Annotated in this window: 22 protein-coding genes; 13 read left to right on the forward strand and 9 right to left on the reverse strand. The window is 65.4% G+C overall.

All coding sequences use genetic code 11. The features are described from left to right. Window positions 1-20: 20 nt before the first annotated feature. On the forward strand, window positions 21-698 hold the full coding sequence (locus tag K0O64_RS17255; protein ID WP_096311642.1) for an MBL fold metallo-hydrolase: 678 nt from the start codon (window positions 21-23) through the stop codon (window positions 696-698). Here K0O64_RS17255 and K0O64_RS17260 read toward each other — a convergent pair. From K0O64_RS17260 to K0O64_RS17270, 3 genes are read right to left on the reverse strand one after another with little or no spacing between them, the layout of a single operon-like run. After that, window positions 669-1,163: a hypothetical protein gene (locus tag K0O64_RS17260; protein WP_225933476.1), complete on the reverse strand. Its 495-nt coding sequence runs from the start codon at window positions 1,161-1,163 to the stop codon at window positions 669-671. The genes K0O64_RS17255 and K0O64_RS17260 overlap by 30 nt on opposite strands. Next, window positions 1,160-3,979, reverse strand: coding sequence for an MMPL/RND family transporter (locus K0O64_RS17265; protein WP_164520206.1), 2,820 nt, complete (start codon window positions 3,977-3,979; stop codon window positions 1,160-1,162). The genes K0O64_RS17260 and K0O64_RS17265 overlap by 4 nt, the downstream gene beginning before the upstream one ends. A gap of 35 nt (window positions 3,980-4,014) precedes the next feature. Next, window positions 4,015-4,458, reverse strand: coding sequence for an MmpS family transport accessory protein (locus K0O64_RS17270; RefSeq protein ID WP_071943847.1), 444 nt, complete (start codon window positions 4,456-4,458; stop codon window positions 4,015-4,017). Window positions 4,459-4,621: 163 nt separating this feature from the next. Here K0O64_RS17270 and K0O64_RS17275 point away from each other — a divergent pair, with 163 nt between their 5' ends. Then, complete coding sequence (locus tag K0O64_RS17275) at window positions 4,622-5,068, forward strand: MarR family winged helix-turn-helix transcriptional regulator (protein ID WP_071943844.1); 447 nt, start codon at window positions 4,622-4,624, stop codon at window positions 5,066-5,068. On the opposite strand, the gene K0O64_RS17280 is transcribed toward K0O64_RS17275, so the two are convergent. Further along, window positions 5,065-5,568: a lipoprotein LpqH gene (locus K0O64_RS17280; protein ID WP_071943840.1), complete on the reverse strand. Its 504-nt coding sequence runs from the start codon at window positions 5,566-5,568 to the stop codon at window positions 5,065-5,067. The two genes, K0O64_RS17275 and K0O64_RS17280, sit on opposite strands and share 4 nt — an antisense overlap. 223 nt (window positions 5,569-5,791) lie before the next feature. Between K0O64_RS17280 and K0O64_RS17285 the strand changes: the two genes are divergently transcribed. Together K0O64_RS17285 and K0O64_RS17290 are read left to right on the forward strand one after the other, a co-directional pair. Continuing rightward, a complete protein-coding gene (locus tag K0O64_RS17285; RefSeq protein WP_071943837.1) occupies window positions 5,792-6,094 on the forward strand; it encodes a CD225/dispanin family protein in 303 nt (100 codons plus the stop codon). Continuing rightward, the gene (locus tag K0O64_RS17290) at window positions 6,091-6,531 is read left to right on the forward strand and encodes a DUF2752 domain-containing protein (RefSeq protein ID WP_083542591.1); all 441 of its coding nucleotides are present in this window, start codon (window positions 6,091-6,093) and stop codon (window positions 6,529-6,531) included. Before K0O64_RS17285 ends, K0O64_RS17290 begins: the two co-directional genes overlap by 4 nt. Before the next feature lie 4 nt (window positions 6,532-6,535). Here the strand turns inward: K0O64_RS17290 and K0O64_RS17295 are convergent, their stop codons facing one another. Further along, window positions 6,536-7,546, reverse strand: coding sequence for a magnesium transporter CorA family protein (locus K0O64_RS17295; RefSeq protein WP_071943834.1), 1,011 nt, complete (start codon window positions 7,544-7,546; stop codon window positions 6,536-6,538). Between the two features lie 33 nt (window positions 7,547-7,579). Further along, on the reverse strand, window positions 7,580-8,026 hold the full coding sequence (locus tag K0O64_RS17300; RefSeq protein ID WP_071943832.1) for a universal stress protein: 447 nt from the start codon (window positions 8,024-8,026) through the stop codon (window positions 7,580-7,582). Between the two features lie 351 nt (window positions 8,027-8,377). Between K0O64_RS17300 and K0O64_RS17305 the strand changes: the two genes are divergently transcribed. Genes K0O64_RS17305 through K0O64_RS17315 form a run of 3 tightly spaced genes read left to right on the forward strand, consistent with a single transcriptional unit; the run spans window position 8,378 to window position 11,475 of the window. Continuing rightward, window positions 8,378-9,916 carry a glycosyltransferase family 39 protein gene (locus tag K0O64_RS17305; RefSeq protein WP_096311643.1) on the forward strand — a complete coding sequence of 513 codons (1,539 nt, stop codon included), beginning with the start codon at window positions 8,378-8,380 and terminating at the stop codon, window positions 9,914-9,916. A gap of 36 nt (window positions 9,917-9,952) precedes the next feature. Further along, window positions 9,953-10,594: a UdgX family uracil-DNA binding protein gene (locus K0O64_RS17310; protein WP_096311644.1), complete on the forward strand. Its 642-nt coding sequence runs from the start codon at window positions 9,953-9,955 to the stop codon at window positions 10,592-10,594. Between the two features lie 17 nt (window positions 10,595-10,611). Further along, a complete protein-coding gene (locus K0O64_RS17315) occupies window positions 10,612-11,475 on the forward strand; it encodes an alpha/beta fold hydrolase (protein ID WP_096311645.1) in 864 nt (287 codons plus the stop codon). Here K0O64_RS17315 and K0O64_RS30180 read toward each other — a convergent pair. Together K0O64_RS30180 and K0O64_RS17325 are read right to left on the reverse strand one after the other, a co-directional pair. Then, the gene (locus K0O64_RS30180) at window positions 11,472-14,828 is read right to left on the reverse strand and encodes a hypothetical protein (RefSeq protein WP_220045609.1); all 3,357 of its coding nucleotides are present in this window, start codon (window positions 14,826-14,828) and stop codon (window positions 11,472-11,474) included. The two genes, K0O64_RS17315 and K0O64_RS30180, sit on opposite strands and share 4 nt — an antisense overlap. A 308-nt stretch (window positions 14,829-15,136) precedes the next feature. Next, complete coding sequence (locus tag K0O64_RS17325) at window positions 15,137-16,345, reverse strand: tyrosine-type recombinase/integrase (protein WP_164520095.1); 1,209 nt, start codon at window positions 16,343-16,345, stop codon at window positions 15,137-15,139. A gap of 145 nt (window positions 16,346-16,490) precedes the next feature. Here K0O64_RS17325 and K0O64_RS17330 point away from each other — a divergent pair, with 145 nt between their 5' ends. From K0O64_RS17330 to K0O64_RS30310, 6 genes are all read left to right on the forward strand, one after another. After that, window positions 16,491-16,667 (forward strand): helix-turn-helix transcriptional regulator, encoded by a 177-nt coding sequence (locus K0O64_RS17330; protein WP_096312898.1) that lies wholly within the window; start codon window positions 16,491-16,493, stop codon window positions 16,665-16,667. 12 nt (window positions 16,668-16,679) lie between these two features. Beyond that, window positions 16,680-17,141 carry a hypothetical protein gene (locus tag K0O64_RS17335; RefSeq protein WP_096311647.1) on the forward strand — a complete coding sequence of 154 codons (462 nt, stop codon included), beginning with the start codon at window positions 16,680-16,682 and terminating at the stop codon, window positions 17,139-17,141. Between the two features lie 72 nt (window positions 17,142-17,213). After that, window positions 17,214-17,759 carry a MarR family transcriptional regulator gene (locus K0O64_RS17340; RefSeq protein WP_217353534.1) on the forward strand — a complete coding sequence of 182 codons (546 nt, stop codon included), beginning with the start codon at window positions 17,214-17,216 and terminating at the stop codon, window positions 17,757-17,759. After that, complete coding sequence (locus K0O64_RS17345; protein ID WP_125477452.1) at window positions 17,756-17,965, forward strand: hypothetical protein; 210 nt, start codon at window positions 17,756-17,758, stop codon at window positions 17,963-17,965. The genes K0O64_RS17340 and K0O64_RS17345 overlap by 4 nt, the downstream gene beginning before the upstream one ends. A gap of 447 nt (window positions 17,966-18,412) precedes the next feature. After that, on the forward strand, window positions 18,413-18,649 hold the full coding sequence (locus tag K0O64_RS17350) for a hypothetical protein (RefSeq protein ID WP_096311650.1): 237 nt from the start codon (window positions 18,413-18,415) through the stop codon (window positions 18,647-18,649). Then, window positions 18,646-19,017, forward strand: coding sequence for an HNH endonuclease (locus K0O64_RS30310; RefSeq protein ID WP_225933477.1), 372 nt, complete (start codon window positions 18,646-18,648; stop codon window positions 19,015-19,017). The genes K0O64_RS17350 and K0O64_RS30310 overlap by 4 nt, the downstream gene beginning before the upstream one ends. On the opposite strand, the gene K0O64_RS17360 is transcribed toward K0O64_RS30310, so the two are convergent. Continuing rightward, on the reverse strand, window positions 18,976-19,302 hold the full coding sequence (locus K0O64_RS17360; RefSeq protein WP_164519989.1) for a hypothetical protein: 327 nt from the start codon (window positions 19,300-19,302) through the stop codon (window positions 18,976-18,978). The genes K0O64_RS30310 and K0O64_RS17360 overlap by 42 nt on opposite strands. Window positions 19,303-19,316 lie beyond the last annotated feature (14 nt).

Genomic DNA, 19,316 nt, shown 5'->3' on the forward strand with positions numbered 1-19,316 from the left:
CGACAAGTAATGTGGCGGCCATGACAGTCATCGACGACGCCTACACCGGACACGTTGAACCCCAGACCGCCGCCCGCCGGACACTGCCCGGCGCAACGATCGTGAAAATGTCGGTGGGCCCGATGGACAACAACACATACGTGGTGACGTGTTCCCGTTCTGGGGACAGTCTATTGATCGACGCCGCCAACGACGCCGAGCTGCTGGTCGACCTGGTGCGCAAGCACGCCCCGAAGCTGACGCTCATCGTGACCAGCCACCAGCACATGGACCACTGGCAGGCACTCGAAGCCCTCGCCGAGGCGACCGGCGTCCCGACCGCCGCCCACGAGTTGGACGCCGAGCCGCTGCCGGTGACGCCGCAGCGCTACCTGGCCGACGGCGACACGATCACCGTCGGCGAACTCGTCTTCGACGTCATCCACCTGCAGGGGCACACCCCAGGCTCGGTGGCGCTGGCGCTGCGGCCCACCGATGAGCAGACCGCCACCCATCTGTTCACCGGTGACTGCCTGTTCCCGGGCGGGGTCGGCAAGACCTGGGAGCCCGGCGCGTTCGAGCAACTCCTCGGCGACGTGACCAGCAAGGTGTTCGACCGCTTCGGCGACGACACCGTCGTCTATCCGGGGCACGGCGACGACACCACGCTGGGCGCCGAGCGTCCGCACCTAGCCGAATGGCACGAGCGCGGCTGGTGAGGAATCCTCCGGCTCGACGACGGTGGCCTTGGCGAGCCGCTTCTTGAGCCGCGCGCTCTTGCGCATCTGAATGATGAGATTGGTGGACGTGAACATCGGGATCACGCCCAGGAAAGTCCGCTCCGACGGGGTGTGCCCGTGGAGGTACTCCAGGCTGCCGAAGATGTAGAAGATGCCGATGGTCATGAATGCGGCGGGCACCGAGTAGGCCAGCGGCGAGCGGCGGATGTCGAGGATTCGCTCGGCGAGGTTCCACTCGTCTCGTGACATCGGCTCGTTCTTGCGGAGCTTGCGCAGCGCCTTCTGATAGCCGTTCAGGTCGTCGCTCAGTGGCAGGGTGCGCAACCGCAGTAGCCGCCGGATGTAGACGAACGCCAGGGTCGCGAACACCACCTCGAACCCGAGCGCCACGAACATCAGCAGTCCCCACAGGCCCAGGCCGGCGGTGTGCGTGCTCAGGTTCACCGGGTCACCCCCGCGAAGTCTGCCGGCGTCCGCCGTGGCAGCGGCCGCGCGCGAACCAGCACCGGCCACCAGAACCACGGTCCGAGGATGCGAATCAGCGAGGGCACGATGAACGAACGCACGATCAACGTATCCAGCAGTAGGCCGATGCAGACGGTGGAACCCACTTGCGCAATGGTTTTCAGGTCACTGGCGAGCATCGCGAGCATGGTGAAGGCGAACACCAGGCCAGCTGATGTCACCACCCCGCCGGTGCTACCGAGCGCCCGGATCAACGCGGTGTGCAATCCGGTGGTCTGATATCCGATGCCGATCTCCTCCCGGACCCTCGCGATCAGCAGCAGGTTGTAGTCCGAACCGACCGCCACCAGGATGACGAACGTGATCGGCAGCACGAGCCAGTGCAGAGGCAGCCCAATCAGGTGCTGCCACAACAGGGTTGACAGGCCGAACGCGCCGGCGAACGAAAACGCCACGGTTCCCGGTATCACCATTGCGGCGATCAGGCTTCGAGTCAGCACGAGCATGATCAGGAAGATCAACACAAAGGCGGCGATCGTCACGATCTTGAGATCCGAGGCGGCGTACTCCTTGATGTCCTTGTTGTTCGATGCCGCGCCACCGGTGTAGATCTTCGCGCCGGCCAGCGACGTCTCTTTCAGCGCCGACTTCACGGCATCCGGAAACGCGTTCACGTGGTCGATGCCTTCGGGCGCCATTGCATTGCCCTCGTGGGTGATGACGAACCTCGCGGCCTTGCCGTCCGGTGACATCATCAGCTGCATACCGGTCTTCACGTCTTCGTTGTCGAACGCTTCACGCGGCATGTAGAAGTAGTCGTCACTGCGCGAGGCGTCGAAATCATTGCCGACGTTGATCTGGTCGTCGAAGGTCTGGTCAGTTTGGGTGGCCTGCAGATGCGCGGGACCGTAATTGTTGACGATGATCGTCTGTAGCGCCTGAGTTTCGTCCCGGGTGATCTTCAGCTGCGCGACCATCTGCGGCATGAGGGCGTCGACTGCCTGAAAGTCGGTGACCGCGTTGTGAATCTGTGCATCCAGGGCGTCGATACCGTCGAGGCCGTCGAACAACGATCGGAACGCAAAGCAGATCGGGATGTCGTAACAGTGTGGCTCCCAATAGAAATAGTTCTTCAGCGGCCGGATGAAATCGTCCAGGTTCGAGATGTCGTCGTTGATCTCGTCAGTGACCTGTTGCAGATTTTCCAGCGTGAGCACCGTGGCGTGCAGGTCGTCGGCCAACTTCTGGGTGAGGTCGATCGTCTTACCCAGAGTCGTGACGGTGTCAGCCTGGATTTGAGCCTGCTGATCGGTGTTGTCGTTGGCGTGTTGGTTGAAGGGCAGCTGCTGACCGGCGGCGCCGCCCTGCACGGTGAACAGGTACGGGATGTTTGCGTGATCCAGCGGCCGGCCAAGCGGACGGGTAATGCTCTGCACCATCGCGACACCTGGCAGCCGCACCAGACCCTTTGCCACCCGGTCCAGCGAGATGAAGTCGGCCGAATTTCGCATGTCGTGATCGGACTCGATCATCATCATCTCGGTGAACAGCTTGCTCGACGGGAAGTGCCGGTCCGAGGCCGTGAAGCCCTGGTTGGCGGCGCCGCTGACCGGTTGGTAGGCGCGGTCGTCGTAGCTCACCCGATAGCTCGGGACGAATATCGCCCCGAGCGCCACCACCGCGGTGCTGGCCGCGAGTATCGGCACCGGCCACCGGACCACGCTGGCGCCGATCCGCCGGTACAGTCGGCCACGCCTGGCCTGCTTGGGGTCGAAGAGCCCGAACAGGGTGCCCAAGGTGAGCAGCGCAGGCGCGAGTGTCAGCGCGGCGGCGATGGTGAACAGCATGCTGATGGCGACCGCCGGGCCCATGGTGTGGAAATAGTCCAAGCGCGCAAACGTCAGACAGAAGCACGAGCCCGCGATCGTCAGCCCAGACCCGATGATGATCGGGGCGACGCCGCGAAAGGCGGTGTAGTAGGCGTCTTCTCGGGATTCACCGAGCTGCCTGGCCTCGTGGTAGCGCCCGAGCAGAAAGATTCCGTAATCCGTCCCCGCGCCAAGGGTCAGGGAGACAACGATATTCACCGCGAAGGACGACATCGGGATGATGCCCCAGTGCCCCAGGGTGGAGACGACACCTTTGGCGATAAGAATTTCGAACAGCACGGTGTACATCGGGACGGCGACGTTGGTCAGCGACCGGTACACCAGGAGCAACATCACGAAGATCAAGATGACGGTGACGATGGTGATGTTGTTCAGGCTCGAGTTGGCGATGGACAGAGTGTCCGAGGCCATCGGCGCCGACCCACTGACGTAAACCGTGAGACCTGTTGGCGCGTGGGCATTCTTGACGATGTCCCGCACGGCCTCGACGGATTCGTTGGCCTGAATCTGGCCGACATTACCGGCCAGGCGCAGCAGCACATAGGTGGCTTTGCCGTCGATGCTTTGAGCGCCGGCCGCCGTGATCGGCTTGCCCCACAGATCCATCACGTACTGCACGTGCTGGGTGTCCTGTCTCAGCCGCTGCACGAGCCCGTTGTAGTACTGGTGGTCCTGCTCGTTGAGCGGGTGGTCGGCTTCCAGCACGACCATGGTGAGGCTGGTGGAGTTCGACTCCTTGAATTTGTCCCCGATGTGCAGCAGGGCCAACTGTGACGGCGCATAGCTCGGGATCTCCGGCCCCGCCAGCTCCGTGGCGACGTCCTCGACCTTCGGGATGAAGGTGTTCGTCGTGACGGCGAGCAGCGCCCAGAAGATGATGATGGGGATCGCAAGCAGCCGCACCATTCTCGCGAAGAACGGGCGCTTGGCCTGATGTGCGCTCACGCGGACTTCACCCGGCAGGTGACGTCGGCGTCCTCGCGATCGGCCGATTGCTGGTCGCGGACGACATCGTTCACCAGCATCCGGCACGCGACGTGCGACCCGTGTACGTGCGCCGAGATGCTCCCCGACACAACAGTCAGTGTTGTGCTCTCGGTGTGCGTCCACGGCAGTTCGGTGAGATCGACTTCGTGGGGATGCCCGTCGATGTCGATGTAGTCCAGCATGCCGCTGCTGCCGAGGTCTCCGGACAGCTCGTAGGTCAGCGTTTTGGGCGTGAACTCCTCAGGGGCCTGCGGCGGATTGACCGCCAGAACCGGTCCCGGCGCCGAGGACTGATGCACCTTCCACATGGACAACGCACCGATACCCAGCGCGATGACGACCACCAGAGGTAACCAACTTCTGGCCAAGACCGACCGGCCGCTCACCCGTTGCCCCACTTTTGCATCCTATGCAGAATGCAGTTGGTGATTGCAAGCCATGCGGCACATTCCCACCTTGAGGTTTCCTGTGCGTCTACACGCAGTGATTTCGGCAGGGCTGCGCGAACGCTGAAGGTTCGCTGATTATTCCCAGTGCATTACTCCAGTGATATAAATAAGCATGGAGTTAACGGTTGCTGACGGTGTCGAGGCTGTTTCCGAGATGGTGGCACTCGCAACGGACACCCTGTGGCGATACTTGATCAACCGCGACGATCTCAGCGCCAGCGCGGCGCTGGTGCTCAATCGGCTCTCCCACGAGGGTCCGATGCGAGTGACGGCGTTGGCGACCGCCGAGGGCGCCAGCCAGTCCGGCATGACCCAGTTGGTTCAGCGCCTGGAACGACAGGGCCTGCTGGAAAGATTGGATGACCCCGACGACGGCCGCGCCTCGCAGGTCATGCTCAGCGAGGGGGGCAAGCAGAACTGGGATGCCCGCGCGCAAGTGCGCAAGCAGCGCATCGCCGAGTGGATGCCTACCGTCTCCGAGGACGACCAGGTGGCATTGTGGCTGGCCTCGAAAGTCGTTGTCCGCGTGCTCAGTCAGATGCGGGGAGCAGCCGGCTAGGGGCAGGTGGCGACGACCTCGAACGGCTTGCTCACCTGCTTGCCTGCCGAGTCCGACCCGCTGGCGGTGCCCTTGACGGTGTAGGTGTTGCCGTCCTTGGTCGCGGTGGCGGTATCGCCGGGCACCCCGTCGGTGAAGTTCAGCACCACGCCGTTCACATCTCCGAGCCCGACGCCACGGACCTTCGACGCGTCCTGCTCGAGCCCGACGATCACGCCGGTGATCACGTCGCCGATGGCAATCGAGAACTTGCCGTCCGTCGTCGCGCAGACCACCGGTCCGTCGAGCTGCTTGGCCTGCCCGTCGACGGTCACCTTTGCACCGGACCCACCGGCCGCGGCGGTGGTCGTTGTGGCCGCCGCGGACGTCGTCGTGCCCGCGGTTGGCGTTGTCGCCGATGCCGTGGTGGTGTCACCGGAGCTGTCATCCTTCGAACAAGCCACCCCACCGACCATCACAATGCCAACTGCACCAACAACACTCAGCAATCGAACCTTCATCGGCGTCTCCTCCGCATATCAGGCCGCCCTCGGCCGAGCCTAAACCACCGACAGGTGTCGAAATCCGAAACGGCAATCCCCGAAGTGACAACTTGGCAAAATGTCGTGTCGACCGGAAACACCGCCGACGACTTCCGAAATGATGCCCCCTGTACAGGGGGTTCATCCGGTAGCGTATGCACCGCTTTGCCCCCTAACTCAGACAGAAAATACGGAGGCGTCGATGACTCAGCAACCCCCAGGCTATGCCCCACCCCCGGCTCAACAGCCGAAGAACAACCTGGCTCTCGCCATCCTGGCGACGATTTTCTGCTTCCCGATCACCGGCATCGTCGCGATCGTGAAAGCCGCTCAGGTCAATGGACTCTGGGTGCAGGGTCAGTACGCCGAAGCGGAGGCATCGGCCAAGGCCGCCAAGAAGTGGGTGATCTGGAGCGTCATCATCTGGGCCGTCATCCTCGTGATCTACATCATCCTGTTTGCTGCCGGCGTCATGAACATGGACGCCGACACCACCACGTCGTGATTTCCACCGAGGCTGGGCAGGCGGCCGACGGTCGCCTCGCCCGCCTCGGCCCGCCGCTTCTCGTAGGAGCTCTGGCGGCGGGCGCGTGCGCCACCGTGTGGATCGGCGACCCGACCACACCGGGCGGCATTCTTCCCGTCTGCCCGACGAAAGCCCTTCTGGGCGTTGACTGCCCGGGCTGCGGCACTCTGCGAATGATCTATTCACTACTGCACGGCGACCTGCTGGCAGCGGTCCGCTTCAACGCGCTCGGGTTGGTGGCGCTCGGATTTCTCGCAGTCGCCTTCGGCACCTGGACCTACGGTCGCGCCACCGGCCGGCCGATCATCGGGTGGCAACACCATCGATGGGCCCCGTACGTGGCGCTGGCGTTGGTGGCCGTCTGGTTCGTCGTGCGCAACCTGCCTTTTGCGCCGTTCACCGCATTGCGTGTCTGACGCCTCAGAGCCAGCCTTTTCGCTTGAACACGACGTACAGCAGCGCTGACATCAGGACGATGACGACCGCGCTGGATACGAAGCCCGCCACACTCTGAAATCCCGGGTACGGCACATTCTGTCCGTACCACCCAGTCACCGCAGTCGGTACCGCGATGATCGCCGCCCAGCCGGTGAGCTTCTTCATGATCGTGTTGAGCCGCGCGTCCTGCAGCGAGAGGTTGGTCTCGAACACCGTAGTGATCATGTCGCGCAACGACTCTGTCCACTCCGCCGCGCGGATGACGTGGTCGTAGAGATCGGAGTACCAGCTGTCGAGTTCGACGGTGTCGCCGCGCTCGGCACGGCGACGCATGATCGTGTTGATCACTTCCCGCATCGGCAGCACCACCCGCCGCAACTCGACGAGTTCCTTACGCAGCCGGTAGGTCGAGCGCTGAATCGTGCGCGTCACCGCCCGGTCGTCGAACAACCCGTCCTCGAGCGCTTCGATCGCGTCGTCGAGTTGTTGGATGGTGTCGAACTGCCCGTCCACGATCACATCGAGCAACCCGTGCAACAATGCCGGAGCGCCCATCTTCAGCAGATCGGCGTTCTCGTCCCAGCGCCGAACCACCTCGTCGATGTCGAAAACCGGCTTCTGCGAGTCTAATTCGTGCCGCACTGTGACAATCCCGGCGGGCAACACGAAGATCGACACCCGCGCCAGCAACAGCCGCGACTCCAAATCGTTGGCCAACGGCGGCGCCAACGCTGTGGCATAGACGGTCATGAACGTGTGCGTCGCATACCTGGTCGCCTTGGTGCGTTCGGCGTGCGCGATGGTGTCCTCGACGGCGTGCTGATCGAAGCCCAGTTCGCCGGCCAGCTGACACAACACATCATGGTCCGGGTTGCACATATCCACCCAGACCAACGCGCCACGCTCGGCGAGATGGTTCGACGTTTCCTCGAGCGGAAAGTCTTCGGTCTTCAGTTCGCCATCGACCCACAGTCGGGTTCGGCAGTGGGTCATCAGACCAGTCTGCGGTAGCCCTGTCCCGGGCGGCTAACCGGTGGTGTGAACGATCAGCACGTCGCTCTTGGACCGGCGTGCCACATTGGCCGGCACCGAGCCCAGCAGGCGACCGGCGATCGTGCTCAAGCCGACGTTGCCGACGATCAACAGATCGGCGCTGACTTCCTCAGCCAGGTCGACCAAGGCGTCTACCGGAGCGCCGACGACGGCGCGCTCTTCGACTTCGGCTGCACCGGCGGCCTTGGCGCGGTCGCGTGCCTCGCGCAGGATCGCGTAGATGGGAGCGTTGCCCGCCATCTTGTAGCCCTCGTCCTTCAGCAGGTCGGCTGCACGGGTGTCTTCGTTGGCCGGGAAGTAGGCGGTCGCCACGATGACTTTGGAGCCCGGTTCGGAGGCGAGGTAGCCCGCCCGGTCGACTGCACGCAGCGAGGAATCCGAGCCGTCCGTGCCGACGACCACGGTCTTGTAACCGCCCATTCGTACCCTCCAGTCTCCAATGTCAACGCCACCGGGAACACTATCGCTTTGGCACCACGCAAGGGTGCGATTCACGCCACGCGGCAATTCCGGCGCGCCGCGCGATGCCACTCTACCGGGCAAAATAGCGTCCCCGACAGTTGCGTGAGCCGTCCGACAGCTACCGCAATTGCAAATCCACATCGCATCCGAATCGCGATTGTCGGCGCTGCCACATCAATGATGTCCAAAGGTCTCAATTCAAAACCTCTCCAAATTCCGCCAGTGGCCATCGACTGATGCACCGAACGGTATTGGAGAGCTGCAGGTTAACGTTTTGGGCATCAATTGACAGGGGTACGGACGACGCACGTGAGCATCACCCTTCGGCCCGAACGAGTCAGAAGCGACGGGGAGCGGCCATCCGCTTCCGCCCGGCCGCTCGACGCCGTATGGGTGGCGGTGTTCGCCACCGTGGTCAGCGCGGCAGGCGCGGCGCGGCCGTCGCTGTGGTTCGACGAGGCCGCCACGATCTCGGCCTCCACCCGATCGGTGCCCGACCTGTGGCGCATGCTCGACAACATCGACGCCGTTCACGGCCTGTATTACCTGCTCATGCACGGTTGGTTCGCCGTGTTCCCCGCCACCGAATTCTGGTCGCGGCTCTCCAGCTCGATCGCGGTCGGTGTGGCGGCCGCGGGTGTCGTCACGCTGGGCGGACGGCTCTCGACCCGTTCGGTCGGGGTGACGGCCGGCGTCGTTTTCGCGTTACTGCCCCGTGTGACGTGGGCCGGTCTCGAAACCCGGTCATATGCGCTGACGATGGTCACCGGTGTCTGGCTCACCGTGCTGTGCCTGGCTGCACTGCGCCGCGACCGGCCGCGGTGGTGGACCGGATATGCCCTCATGGCCGCCGGCGCGACGGTGCTCAACGTCTTCTCGGTTTTGTTGCTGCCGGTGCACGCGGTGATGGTGCTGGCGATGGGCGCGTCGAAAAGGACCCGATGGCACTGGACGCTCGCGACGGTTGTCGCCTGCGCGGCGAGCGCACCGTTCCTGTTCTTCACCCAGACCCAGCTGTTCCAGGTTGGCTGGATCTCTCCTTTGGGCGCCCGAACTGTCGGAATGATGTTGGTAGATCAGTACTTCGACCATTCGCTGCCTGCCGCGGTGATGGCTGGACTGCTGATCGTTGCCGGCCTCGTGTCGTGGCGACGGGCCGGCTGGCGGCCACGGCGCTTGGTCGCGATCAGCCTGGCCTGGATCGTGCTGCCCACCGTCGCCGTGCTCGTCTATTCGCTGTTGGGCGATCCGGTGTACTACCCGCGCTATCTGTCGTTCACCGCCCCGGCCATGGCGCTTGTCCTCGGCGCGTGCATCGTGGCGCTCGCCCGCTCCTCCCGGGTCGCGATCACCGTCCTGCTCGTCATCTTCGCGGTCGTCGCAACACCGAACTATCTGTCCCAACGCGGGCCCTACGCCAAGGAAGGCATGGACTACAGCCAGGTCGCCGACGTCATCACCCGCCATGCCGCACCTGGCGACTGCCTCGTGATGGACAATTCGACCGCCTGGAAACCGGGACCGATCCGACCGTTGACGGCCGCACGTCCCGCCGCGTTCGCCAAACTGCACGACTACGGTCGCGGCCCCACCGGCATCGACCGAAACATGTTGTGGGACGCGCACATCGCCGTGTGGACCTGGGCCGACAAGATGCCCGGTTGCCCGGCGCTCTGGACGGTGTCCGAGCACGACACGCATCGGCCCGCCCACGAGCAGGGGCCGGCGTTGCCCGCCGGCCCGCGGCTGGAACGGGCATTGGCCTATCAGATCCCCCACCGGCTCGGTTTTCGGATCGTCGAACGCTGGCAGTTCAATTTTGCTCAGGTCACCAAGTCAATTCGCTGATGCATCAGCCGGTGTGAAGGCGGGTACGCCGCATCCATGACGTCCACCGCGCAATCCTTTGTGCCGCAGACGCACGACCTCGATCAACTGGCCGAGGCCGCCCGGACCTGCCAAGGTTGCGATCTGTACCGCGACGCCGAGCAGACGGTGTTCGGCGAAGGCGCGGCCCATGCGGCCATGATGCTGGTCGGCGAGCAGCCAGGCGACCAGGAAGACCGTCGCGGTAGACCTTTCGTCGGGCCGGCGGGCAATCTCCTGGACAAAGCGCTGGCCGCCGCCGAGGTCGACCGCGAACGCCTCTACGTCACCAACACCGTCAAACATTTCAAGTTCACCCGCCCCAGCGGGACACGGCGCATCCACAAAACACCGAGCCGCACCGAGGTGGTCGCCTGCCGACCCTGGCTGTTCGCCGAAATCACCTCCGTCAAACCGGAAGTCGTGGTGCTGATGGGCGCCACCGCCGCACAAGCGTTGATGGGCAATGGTTTTCGGCTCACCGCGCATCGCGGTGAAGAGCTGCATCTGCCCACCGAACCGGACCTCGGCGTGGACCCGAGCGTCGTCACCACCGCGCATCCGTCGGCGATTCTGCGCAGGCCTGCGGAGGAACGGGCGAAGAATTTCGACGCGCTTGTCGCCGATCTGAGATTCGCCGCGGGGCTACTATCCGGCTGAAGAGAAAGCGAGCGCCGATGCCCGCCCCCGCCGAAAGCCTCACTGTGCGACTGCGCGACGGACGTTCGGTGTGTTTCGCGCAGTACGGCGCGCCCGACGGCGAGGTCGTCGTCAACGCTCACGGTGGCCTGGCCTGCCGGCTGGACGTGGCCGCCGCCGACGCCGCCGCCCGTACGGCCGGTGTCCGGCTGATCTCCCCGGATCGTCCCGGAATCAGCGGGTCCGACGCTGCGCCCGGCCGCACGATCCTGAATTGGGCCGACGACGTGGCCGACCTGTTGGACCGGCTCGGCGTGCAGCGATGCGCCGCGATGGGCTGGTCGATGGGTGGCCAGTACGCGGCCGCCCTGGCCTGGGCGCTGCCGGAACGGGTACGGCGGGTGGCGATCATCGCCGGCGCGCTGCCGTTGACCGAGCCGGGGGTGTTCGCACAGCTGCCCGCGTTCGACCGGGTGTACACCCGGCTGTCACAACGTGCGCCGTGGGTGGTCAAGCCGTGTTTCGCCGCGATGGCGCTGGCCGCGCGGCGCGCACCAGCGCTCTACGGGCGCCTCGCCGCCGCCCAACTGGGCGCCGCCGACGATGCGGTGCTGCGGGACGAGGGCTACGACGAGTTCGGACGGATGTCCGCCGAGGCCCTGCGCCGCCCCGGTGGTGTCGCGGAGGACTACCGGGCGTGGATGCGACCGTGGGGCTTCGCCCCGGAACAGATCACCATCCCCGTCGACGTCTGGGGCGGTCAGCAGGACGAACTGGTGAGCCACGCCTGGCCGCCCGAGCTGGCCCGCCGGATACCCGGTGCGACCCTGCACGAGCGACCCGGCGGGCACTTCCTGGCTCACCTGTACTACCCGGACATCTTCGCGAGCCTGCTGGATTAGTTGCCGAACCACCGGTTCGCGGGCGGCACCTCGGTTCCCAGCAGAGCCCCGGCCGGAGCACCCGTTTCGGTTCCGGCCGTCGCCGACCAGGCGGTGCCCGTGCACAACAGGTCACGCGGCGCCGAGATGGTCGACGGCAGCGGAATCCCGAAGCCCGGGATGCCGGGGATCGTGATCTGCGGCGGCGACAGCAGGGTGGCCACACCTTGGGCCATCGTCCCGAACAGCTGCGCCGGCGGCGTGGGCAGCGTGCCCGCGGCATCGGCGATCGGCGCCGCCGGGATCAGGCTGCCGAGACCACCCGGCGTGGGCCCGACGTAGCCGCCCGGTCCGCCCGGCAGGACGGTCGGGGGTGTCGGCGGTGTCGGCATCCGGTTGCCGCCGGGCGTGCCCGGTGTCGCCGCCGGCGGGGTCGGAACTCCCGCGCCACCACCGCCCCCGGGACCACCGGGAACCGCTGCGGGCGGCGTGCCCGGCGTCACCACGCTGTTGGTGAACGGAGTACCCGGCACGGCGGCCGGCGGAGTGGGCAGACCGGCGCCGCCACCGCCACCCGGACCACCCGGAACCGCACCCGGAGGCGTCGGCAGACCAGCGCCGCCACCGCCACCCGGACCACCCGGAACCGCACCCGGAGGCGTCGGCAGACCAGCGCCGCCACCGCCACCCGGACCACCCGGAACCGCACCCGGAGGCGTCGGCAGACCAGCGCCGCCACCACCGCCCGGACCACCCGGAACGGCGGCCGGCGGGGTCGGGATGCCGGCACCGCCAAGGGCATCCGCGGCTGCGGGCACGGCTCCCGGCGGGGCCGGGACACCGGCGGCCGCCGCGGCGATATCCGCCGCGGGCACACCGGCCGACGGCGCGACGACACCGGCGGCGTCGGCGACCGGCGCACCCACAGCGCCGCCCGCACCTGCGGCTCCGGCGCCAGCGCCACCGCCACCGCCACCAGCGGCCCCGGCCGCTGCGGACGCATCGGACAGTGCGGCGGCCGGCGCGCCACCGGCTACACCGTTGTTGTCAGTGATGGGAGCGGCGGGAACCGCGGCACCCGCGTTGTCGGTGATCGGCGCGCCCGGCACTCCGGCCGGGGCAGCAACAGTGCCGCCTTCGCCGACCGGCACGCCCGGCACACCGGCCGGTGGGGTCGGCACACCGCCGCCGGTGCCGCCACCGGGACCACCCGGAACAGCTGCCGGAGGAGTCGGCAACCCACCACCGGTGCCCTCACCCGGCGTGCCGGGAACAGCAGCCGGAGGCGTCGGCAGACCACCACCGGTGCCCTCACCCGGCGTGCCGGGAACAGCAGCCGGAGGCGTCGGCAAGCCACCACCGGTGCCCTCACCGGGCGTGCCGGGAACGGCAGCCGGCGGAGTCGAACCGGTCTCGACGATGTTGCCGCCGGGAGTGCCGGGGACCGCGGCCGGCGGAGTGGGCAGACCACCGCCCGTGCCCTCACCCGGCGTACCGGGTACGGCAGCCGGCGGAGTCGGAAGTGTCTGGTCCCCAGGGGTTCCCGGCGTGCCGGGGATCACCTGCGGCGGCGTCGGCGGGAGCTCCATTCCGGGGGTTCCCGGCGTACCGGGGACCGCGACGGGGGTTCCCGGCACGTTCACGTTCACCGGGACTCCCGGGCCACCGGGGACCGCGGCGGGCGGCGTGACGATCCCCGGAGTGGATGCCGCGCTGGGCACACCCGGCAGGGTGACCGACGGCGTGCCGGGGACATTGATCATGCCGCCGGGGGTCGGGACACCCGGAATCGAGACGCCGGGAGGGGGAAGGGTTCCCGCCGAATCGTTGACCACGTTGCCGGGCACCGGATTTGCCGGAATCCCGGGGGTGTTGAGGGACAGGTTGTTTCCGCCGCCCGGCCCGCCGGGCACTGCGGCCGGCGGCGTCGACACGGAGCCGTTCACGTCGCCACCGGGCACTGCTGCCGGCGGTGCCGGCGGGGTGCCGCCGGAACCCGGGATCGAACCACCGGGCACCTCGGCCGGCGGAACCGGCGGTGTCACAACGGATTCGGGCACAACAGTGCCTGGGACCGCGGCCGGCGGGGTGCCGGGGACTCCACCACCACCGGGAATCCCGCCCGGGGGCAGAGCCGCCGGCGGAGTACCGGGAACCCCACCGCCACCCGGAATCTCGCCAGGAGGCACCGCCGCGGGCGGAGTACCGGGAACCCCACCGCCACCGGGAATCCCGCCCGGGGGCAGAGCCGCCGGCGGCGTACCGGGAACGCCACCGCCACCGGGCACCTCAGCCGGGGGCACCGCGGCGGGCGGTCCCGGCGGGAATGCTCCGCCACCGGGGACCGGAACGGGAGGAGCCGCGGCCGGCGGGGCAGGCGCCAGACCGGATGCGTCGGCCAGCGGCGCGGCAGGCACGGCGCCCGCCGGCGGCGGGACCAACCCGTTGGCATCGGAGATCGGAGCACCGCCAGGCAGGCCACCAGCCGCGTCGGCCACCGCAGCGCCAGGTGCACCCGCACCGGCACCCGCGCCCGAGCCGCCGCCGGCACCGCCACCACCCGGCAGACCGGCTGCACCGGGAGCGCCGCCCTCACCACCGCCGACGCCCGGCAGGCCACCGGCCGCGTCGGCGACGGGGGCTCCGGCGGGTGCGGCGGGCAGACCGCCGCCATCGTTGATCGGTGCAGGAGGCATACCTCCTGGCGGAGTCGGGATACCACCACCGCCACCACCGGGCGGAGTCCCCGGAACACCAGCAGGCGGAGTCGGAATGCCACCACCGCCACCACCGGGCGGAGTCCCCGGAACACCAGCAGGCGGAGTCGGAATGCCACCACCGCCACCACCGGGCGGAGTCCCCGGAACACCAGCAGGCGGAGTCGGAATGCCACCGCCACCAACACCGGGCGGAGTGCCGGGCACCGCGGCGGGCGGAGTCGGGATACCACCGCCACCAACACCGGGCGGAGTCCCCGGCACCGCCGCGGGCGGAGTCGGAATGCCACGCGTGGTGCTGGTCCCCGGCGCACCGGGAACCGACGCCGGCGGGACGGTCACGCCGCCGGTACCGGGCATGCCGGGCGAGCCGGGAGCGCTGGCCGGCGGGATGTGCACGCTGCCAGGCACGGTAGCCGGCGGCACCGGGCCGCCGGCGGTCGGCGAACCGGGTGTGAACAGGGAATTCGACGTACCCGGGATGCCCTGCGACAGGTCAGGCGGCGAAGTGATGCCCTGGTTGAGAATGCCCATGCACGGAACACCGGGGGTGCCGACGTTGGCGACCGCGTGGGGACTGAACAGCGGTGCCGTCCAGAAAAACCCCGCCGTCGCCATGGCAGTGACCGCCGCCACGCGAGAGGTGGTCCGAGACATCATTTCCCCGTTTCTGTGAGAGGCCTGACAGGCAAACTACAGACGTGTAAGTACCGAAACGGGGCCAGCCATTCGGGGGGTTATCGAACTGTTGCAAAGCGGTGTTGGTGCGGTTACCCCGACGACAATTTCACTGTGCAAACATCCGCTGAAGTGGGGGTTTCCCACAGGTGGGATTCGAGCCGATATTTCGGTCAGCGGCCCCGGTGTTTTCGGGGCCAGAACGCCGCAGAAAGTGGCCGCCGTGAGCATCAGCTCGTGACGACATGCGAGCGAGTGACGGGATTCGAAACTGTCTACAAGTCCAGTTAGACAGCTATCTTGGCCTCGTCGGTACGCACAGGGTACGCACATTCAAGTTCCAAACGCGCAGCTACCGCGTCCAAGTCGCTGTCATACAAGCTGCCATAGCGGTCCAACGTCATGGTGGCCGTCTTGTGCCCAAGCAAGGCTTGCACGGCCTTGATGGATGCACCAGCGCTCCGGATGGCAAGCGATGCACATGTGTGCCTCAGTTCATGCGGCACAAGGCCAGGCTCCCCCACCTTGGCGACCGCCGGATCGAACACCCGGCGCAACTCATGCGACCGCATGTAGCCGAGCGAGCCAGGGAACACCAGCTTGTCGGCTGGCCGGTCCTCAATGCGCTCCTTAAGCAGCTTTAGGACCGTGGACGGCACGGGCACCGACCGGGTTTCGTGCGTCTTGGTCGGCCCCAGGACGTATTTGCGGTCGGTCCGGGTGACGGCTTTACGGACCGCGATGCGGCCACGCTCAAAGTCCACGTCACCGCGTGTGAGGGCAATGGCCTCACCCCACCTCAGCCCGCAGTAGGCGAGGACCAACACCATCACGTCATGCTCCCCACAATCGGCGGCGAGCGCGGCCACCTGCTCATGCGTCAGGTAGCGCGGGTCCGGCGTCGGCTTACGAGGCAGGTCGATATCAGCGGCGGGATTCGTCGCAAGCATCTTGGACTTGACCGCGTGACCGAGGACAGCCCGAAATACGTGGTACGCCTGCAAGATTCGAGACGCCGAAAGCTTGCCCTCACGGTTGGCCGTGTCGGTGTTCTTAAGCTCGGCAACCCACTTTTGAATTGCCTGCCAGGTGATGTTTCCGACCGGCGCACTCCCCCACTTGGGCAGTACGTGCGTGTCCAATAGCGACCGGTAACCCTCCAACGTCTTGGGCTTCACACGGATGGCCTTGATTGCGTACCAATCCTCAGCCACGTCACGGAAATGCACCTTGCCCGCCGATGGCGCGGCGTAGGTTCCCGTCACGATCTTGGCCGTCAGTTCCTTCTGACGGGCCTCTGCCTGCGGTTTCGTGGCGAAATGTTCGGTGCTGATCTTGCCCGTGTTGTCGATGGACGTAACGCGATACCGCTTTCCCCTGCCCTTGCGGGCGGTCGGGCGGCTGAGGTCGGCCCTGCCGTTAATTGTCGAGTACCAGAGGTCTTGAACCTTGACGCCGGGTGACCGCTTGACGGCGGTGCGAGTGGTGGTCTGCATACCAACTGACAGTACGCAAAAAACCCGTCCAAACGAAATATTAGAACGTATCTTATTGTCCTCTAATGTTTTGGCTGACGAGAAGTCGCGGGTACTGTTGGTTTCAGGTAGGGAAATCGAACAATGAACGGGGGCCACAGATAGAATGACGGAACTAATTGGCATTGAAGAAACCGCACGCATGTGCAACCAGGCGATAAGCACCTTGCGTTGGTGGAAAGCTCAGGGCGTCGGTCCAAAGGCGGCGAAAATCGGTCGTCGGGTGATGTACCGCAAGCAAGACGTAGAGGACTGGATTAACGCGCAATTCGCTAACGCTTAAGTGGGCTTAGCGATGGAAATAACCGAATATGCGCAGTTCGCTAATGATGTAGACTTAATTGTAGACGACGAATTTCTTTGGCGTCCCGTCCCTAATGTTTGGGGATACGAGGCTCACCCCGATGGTGCCGTCCGCCGCGCCGACGAATGGAAGCTATCGTGCATTCTGCATCCGGCTGAGGGTGTGCTTGTGCCGGTGCATTTCGAGGGCAATACGTATGGCGTTCCGCGCCGGTACATGGTTGCGTCGGCGCACCTGGCTAAGCCGCGTCAGGTGTTCATGCGCCAGGGGCGCGCGCTGGTGTGGCGGTACGACGTGGCCCGTAAGAATGGCGATGTCACTGACGACCGGGCAGTGAACCTGTATTGGCATGAACTCCCGGAGCCGGTGAGTTACGCATCTTTGATGCGTGAGGCGAAGTGGGCGCGTCGTCCGTGGGGCGTTTCTCCGGCGACTAAGCCTTACGGCAAGTAATCGAATGGTTGGCCCGTTTAGGCGGGAGCAAGGCAACGGCACGCGGGGAGGCGTGCAGACAGGAGTACGGGTGTGGGTAACCGCAATCCGATAAAGCTGGTAGGCGACCGGCCCAGGGGTGATTTTATGTTGATTCCGAACGAACTGGCGCGCGACGTAGAGCTGAGCCACACGGCCCGTTCTGTTGTGCTTCTGCTGTTGTCCCATGCGGACGGCTACGAGGTCTCGGCCAAGTCCATCGCGGCAGAGATGGGCCGGGACCGAGCCGCGATCAGCAAGGCATTAGATGAGCTGGACGCGCGGCGCTGGCTGGCGATCAGGCACCTGCCGGGGAACCGGCGGGAGTACCTGCTGCATGTGTCGCGGAGGTTCACCGAGGCTGAGCACGCGGAACTGACGCACCAACCAACCCTTGCCGGGAAAACCCGCAAAGGGTTGCCGGAAAATCCCGCAAGCACCTTGCCGGAAAATCCCGCAACAAAGAAAACCAAAGAAAACACCAACTTAGAAGACCAACACGTACGTTACGTGAGTAACGCGGACGCGCGCGACACCTTCACCAGCTTCGCCGACATGTCCGACGAATGGCTTAAGAGATTCGGGGAGGAATGCGCGTGAAGATCAGCAACCCTAACGTCCGCAAGTGGGACAGGATCAGCGTTAACCAGCGTCGGAACAAAGACGGCAGCCCGTCTACCGGTTTGATCATTAGTCAGCGCGGCGTATTCGTTGTGGCGTCTCCGGAGGAATGGGAAGAGATCAAGCGCGCGGGCGATGAAATCATGGAAGCGCAGAAGCCGCGTAAGCGTTACCGCATGATCTGAAATCAATTCTAACGAGCGCAGTGCCCGATCTAAGGCAATCGCCTTACCGGTCGGGCGTTGTCGGCTTACGGGCTAAATCAGGGGGGTATTACGGGCATGGTGGTTAGAGTCCTTAAACGGACCACGCAACTAACAGGCAATGAGACCGGCCCGGAAATCTTGACGGCACCGGCAAAACTGCCGTATCCCCGCCGCGAGCCGGTCAAGTGCTACGCGCCACGGCACGGCTGCCGATGCTGCGTAGAGGAAACCAACCGATGAGAGCGCACAAAATCCAGCCTAAAGATGGAGCGCCGATCCACGTAAGCCGAAACCGGCATTCCATACAGATCGGACGCGCATCCAAAAGCGAGCGAATAAACATCGTCAGCATCCCATGCGACGACATTCCAGAACTTACAAACCTACTAATCGACCTGCTAGAGACAGAACAGGACAACTGAATACATGATTGAGCTACACCAGCCAGCACACGAACAGACCATCACCGCTGACCACTATGAGTTCAGCTTTGGCCGCTACGCAGAGGGCTACGCCGACACCATTACCCACATCGGGATGCACGTCGTCGCAGGCGATGAGCGGTACACCATCGCTATGCCGCTGGCCGACGCGGAGCGGGTAGGCAAGCTGCTAGTGGGTCACGCCGACTTCGCGGCAGGTCGGCCACCGCGCGAGTGGTGAATCGACCGTGCTTAGGGTGCGGCTGCCTGATCCCTAGCGGCTCACGCTGCACCGACTGCCAACGCCCACTCAACAACCACTACCAACGTGGACGTAAGGGGCGTACCGCCTCAGATTGGCGGTGGCGCAAGCTAAGCGCAAAGCTAAGGCGGCTTAGCCCATTCTGTGAAAAGTGCTCAGCGACAACCGATCTAACGGTGGACCACGTCATCACCCCGACAGAGCGGCCTGACCTTATTTACGAGGAACTGAACTTGCGTGTCTGGTGTCGTACCTGCAACTCAACGCGAGGTGACAGGTGTACCGACGCCGAGCGCCAACAGGTGCTAGGGAGCATCACCCGCCGACGCCGCCGGAGCGCCGCCTAGCGGTGGATGAGGACCACTGCCAAGCCATACTTCGCGAGCAAACTCGGTATCGGGAGTAGTCGGGATGATGAACGTCCGGCCACGTCCATCCATCCACTGCTCGCAGCCAATCGTGTAAGGCTCGAAATCAAGCTTGTGATCAATGGACGGTATGAAGCCCTCGCCAGCCGCCGTAACAGTCGCTAACGGACCCCAGCGCTGTATGTCGTGGACATGATCAAGACGGATGATGTCGCCCACCTTGAGTTCTGAGGCTTTAACCATGTCGAATCTTGTGTTAGCCATCTGATCCTCTCGTT

Origin of the sequence: Mycolicibacterium pallens, from assembly GCF_019456675.1 — a bacterium.
Taxonomy (GTDB): Bacteria; Actinomycetota; Actinomycetes; order Mycobacteriales; family Mycobacteriaceae; genus Mycobacterium; species Mycobacterium crocinum.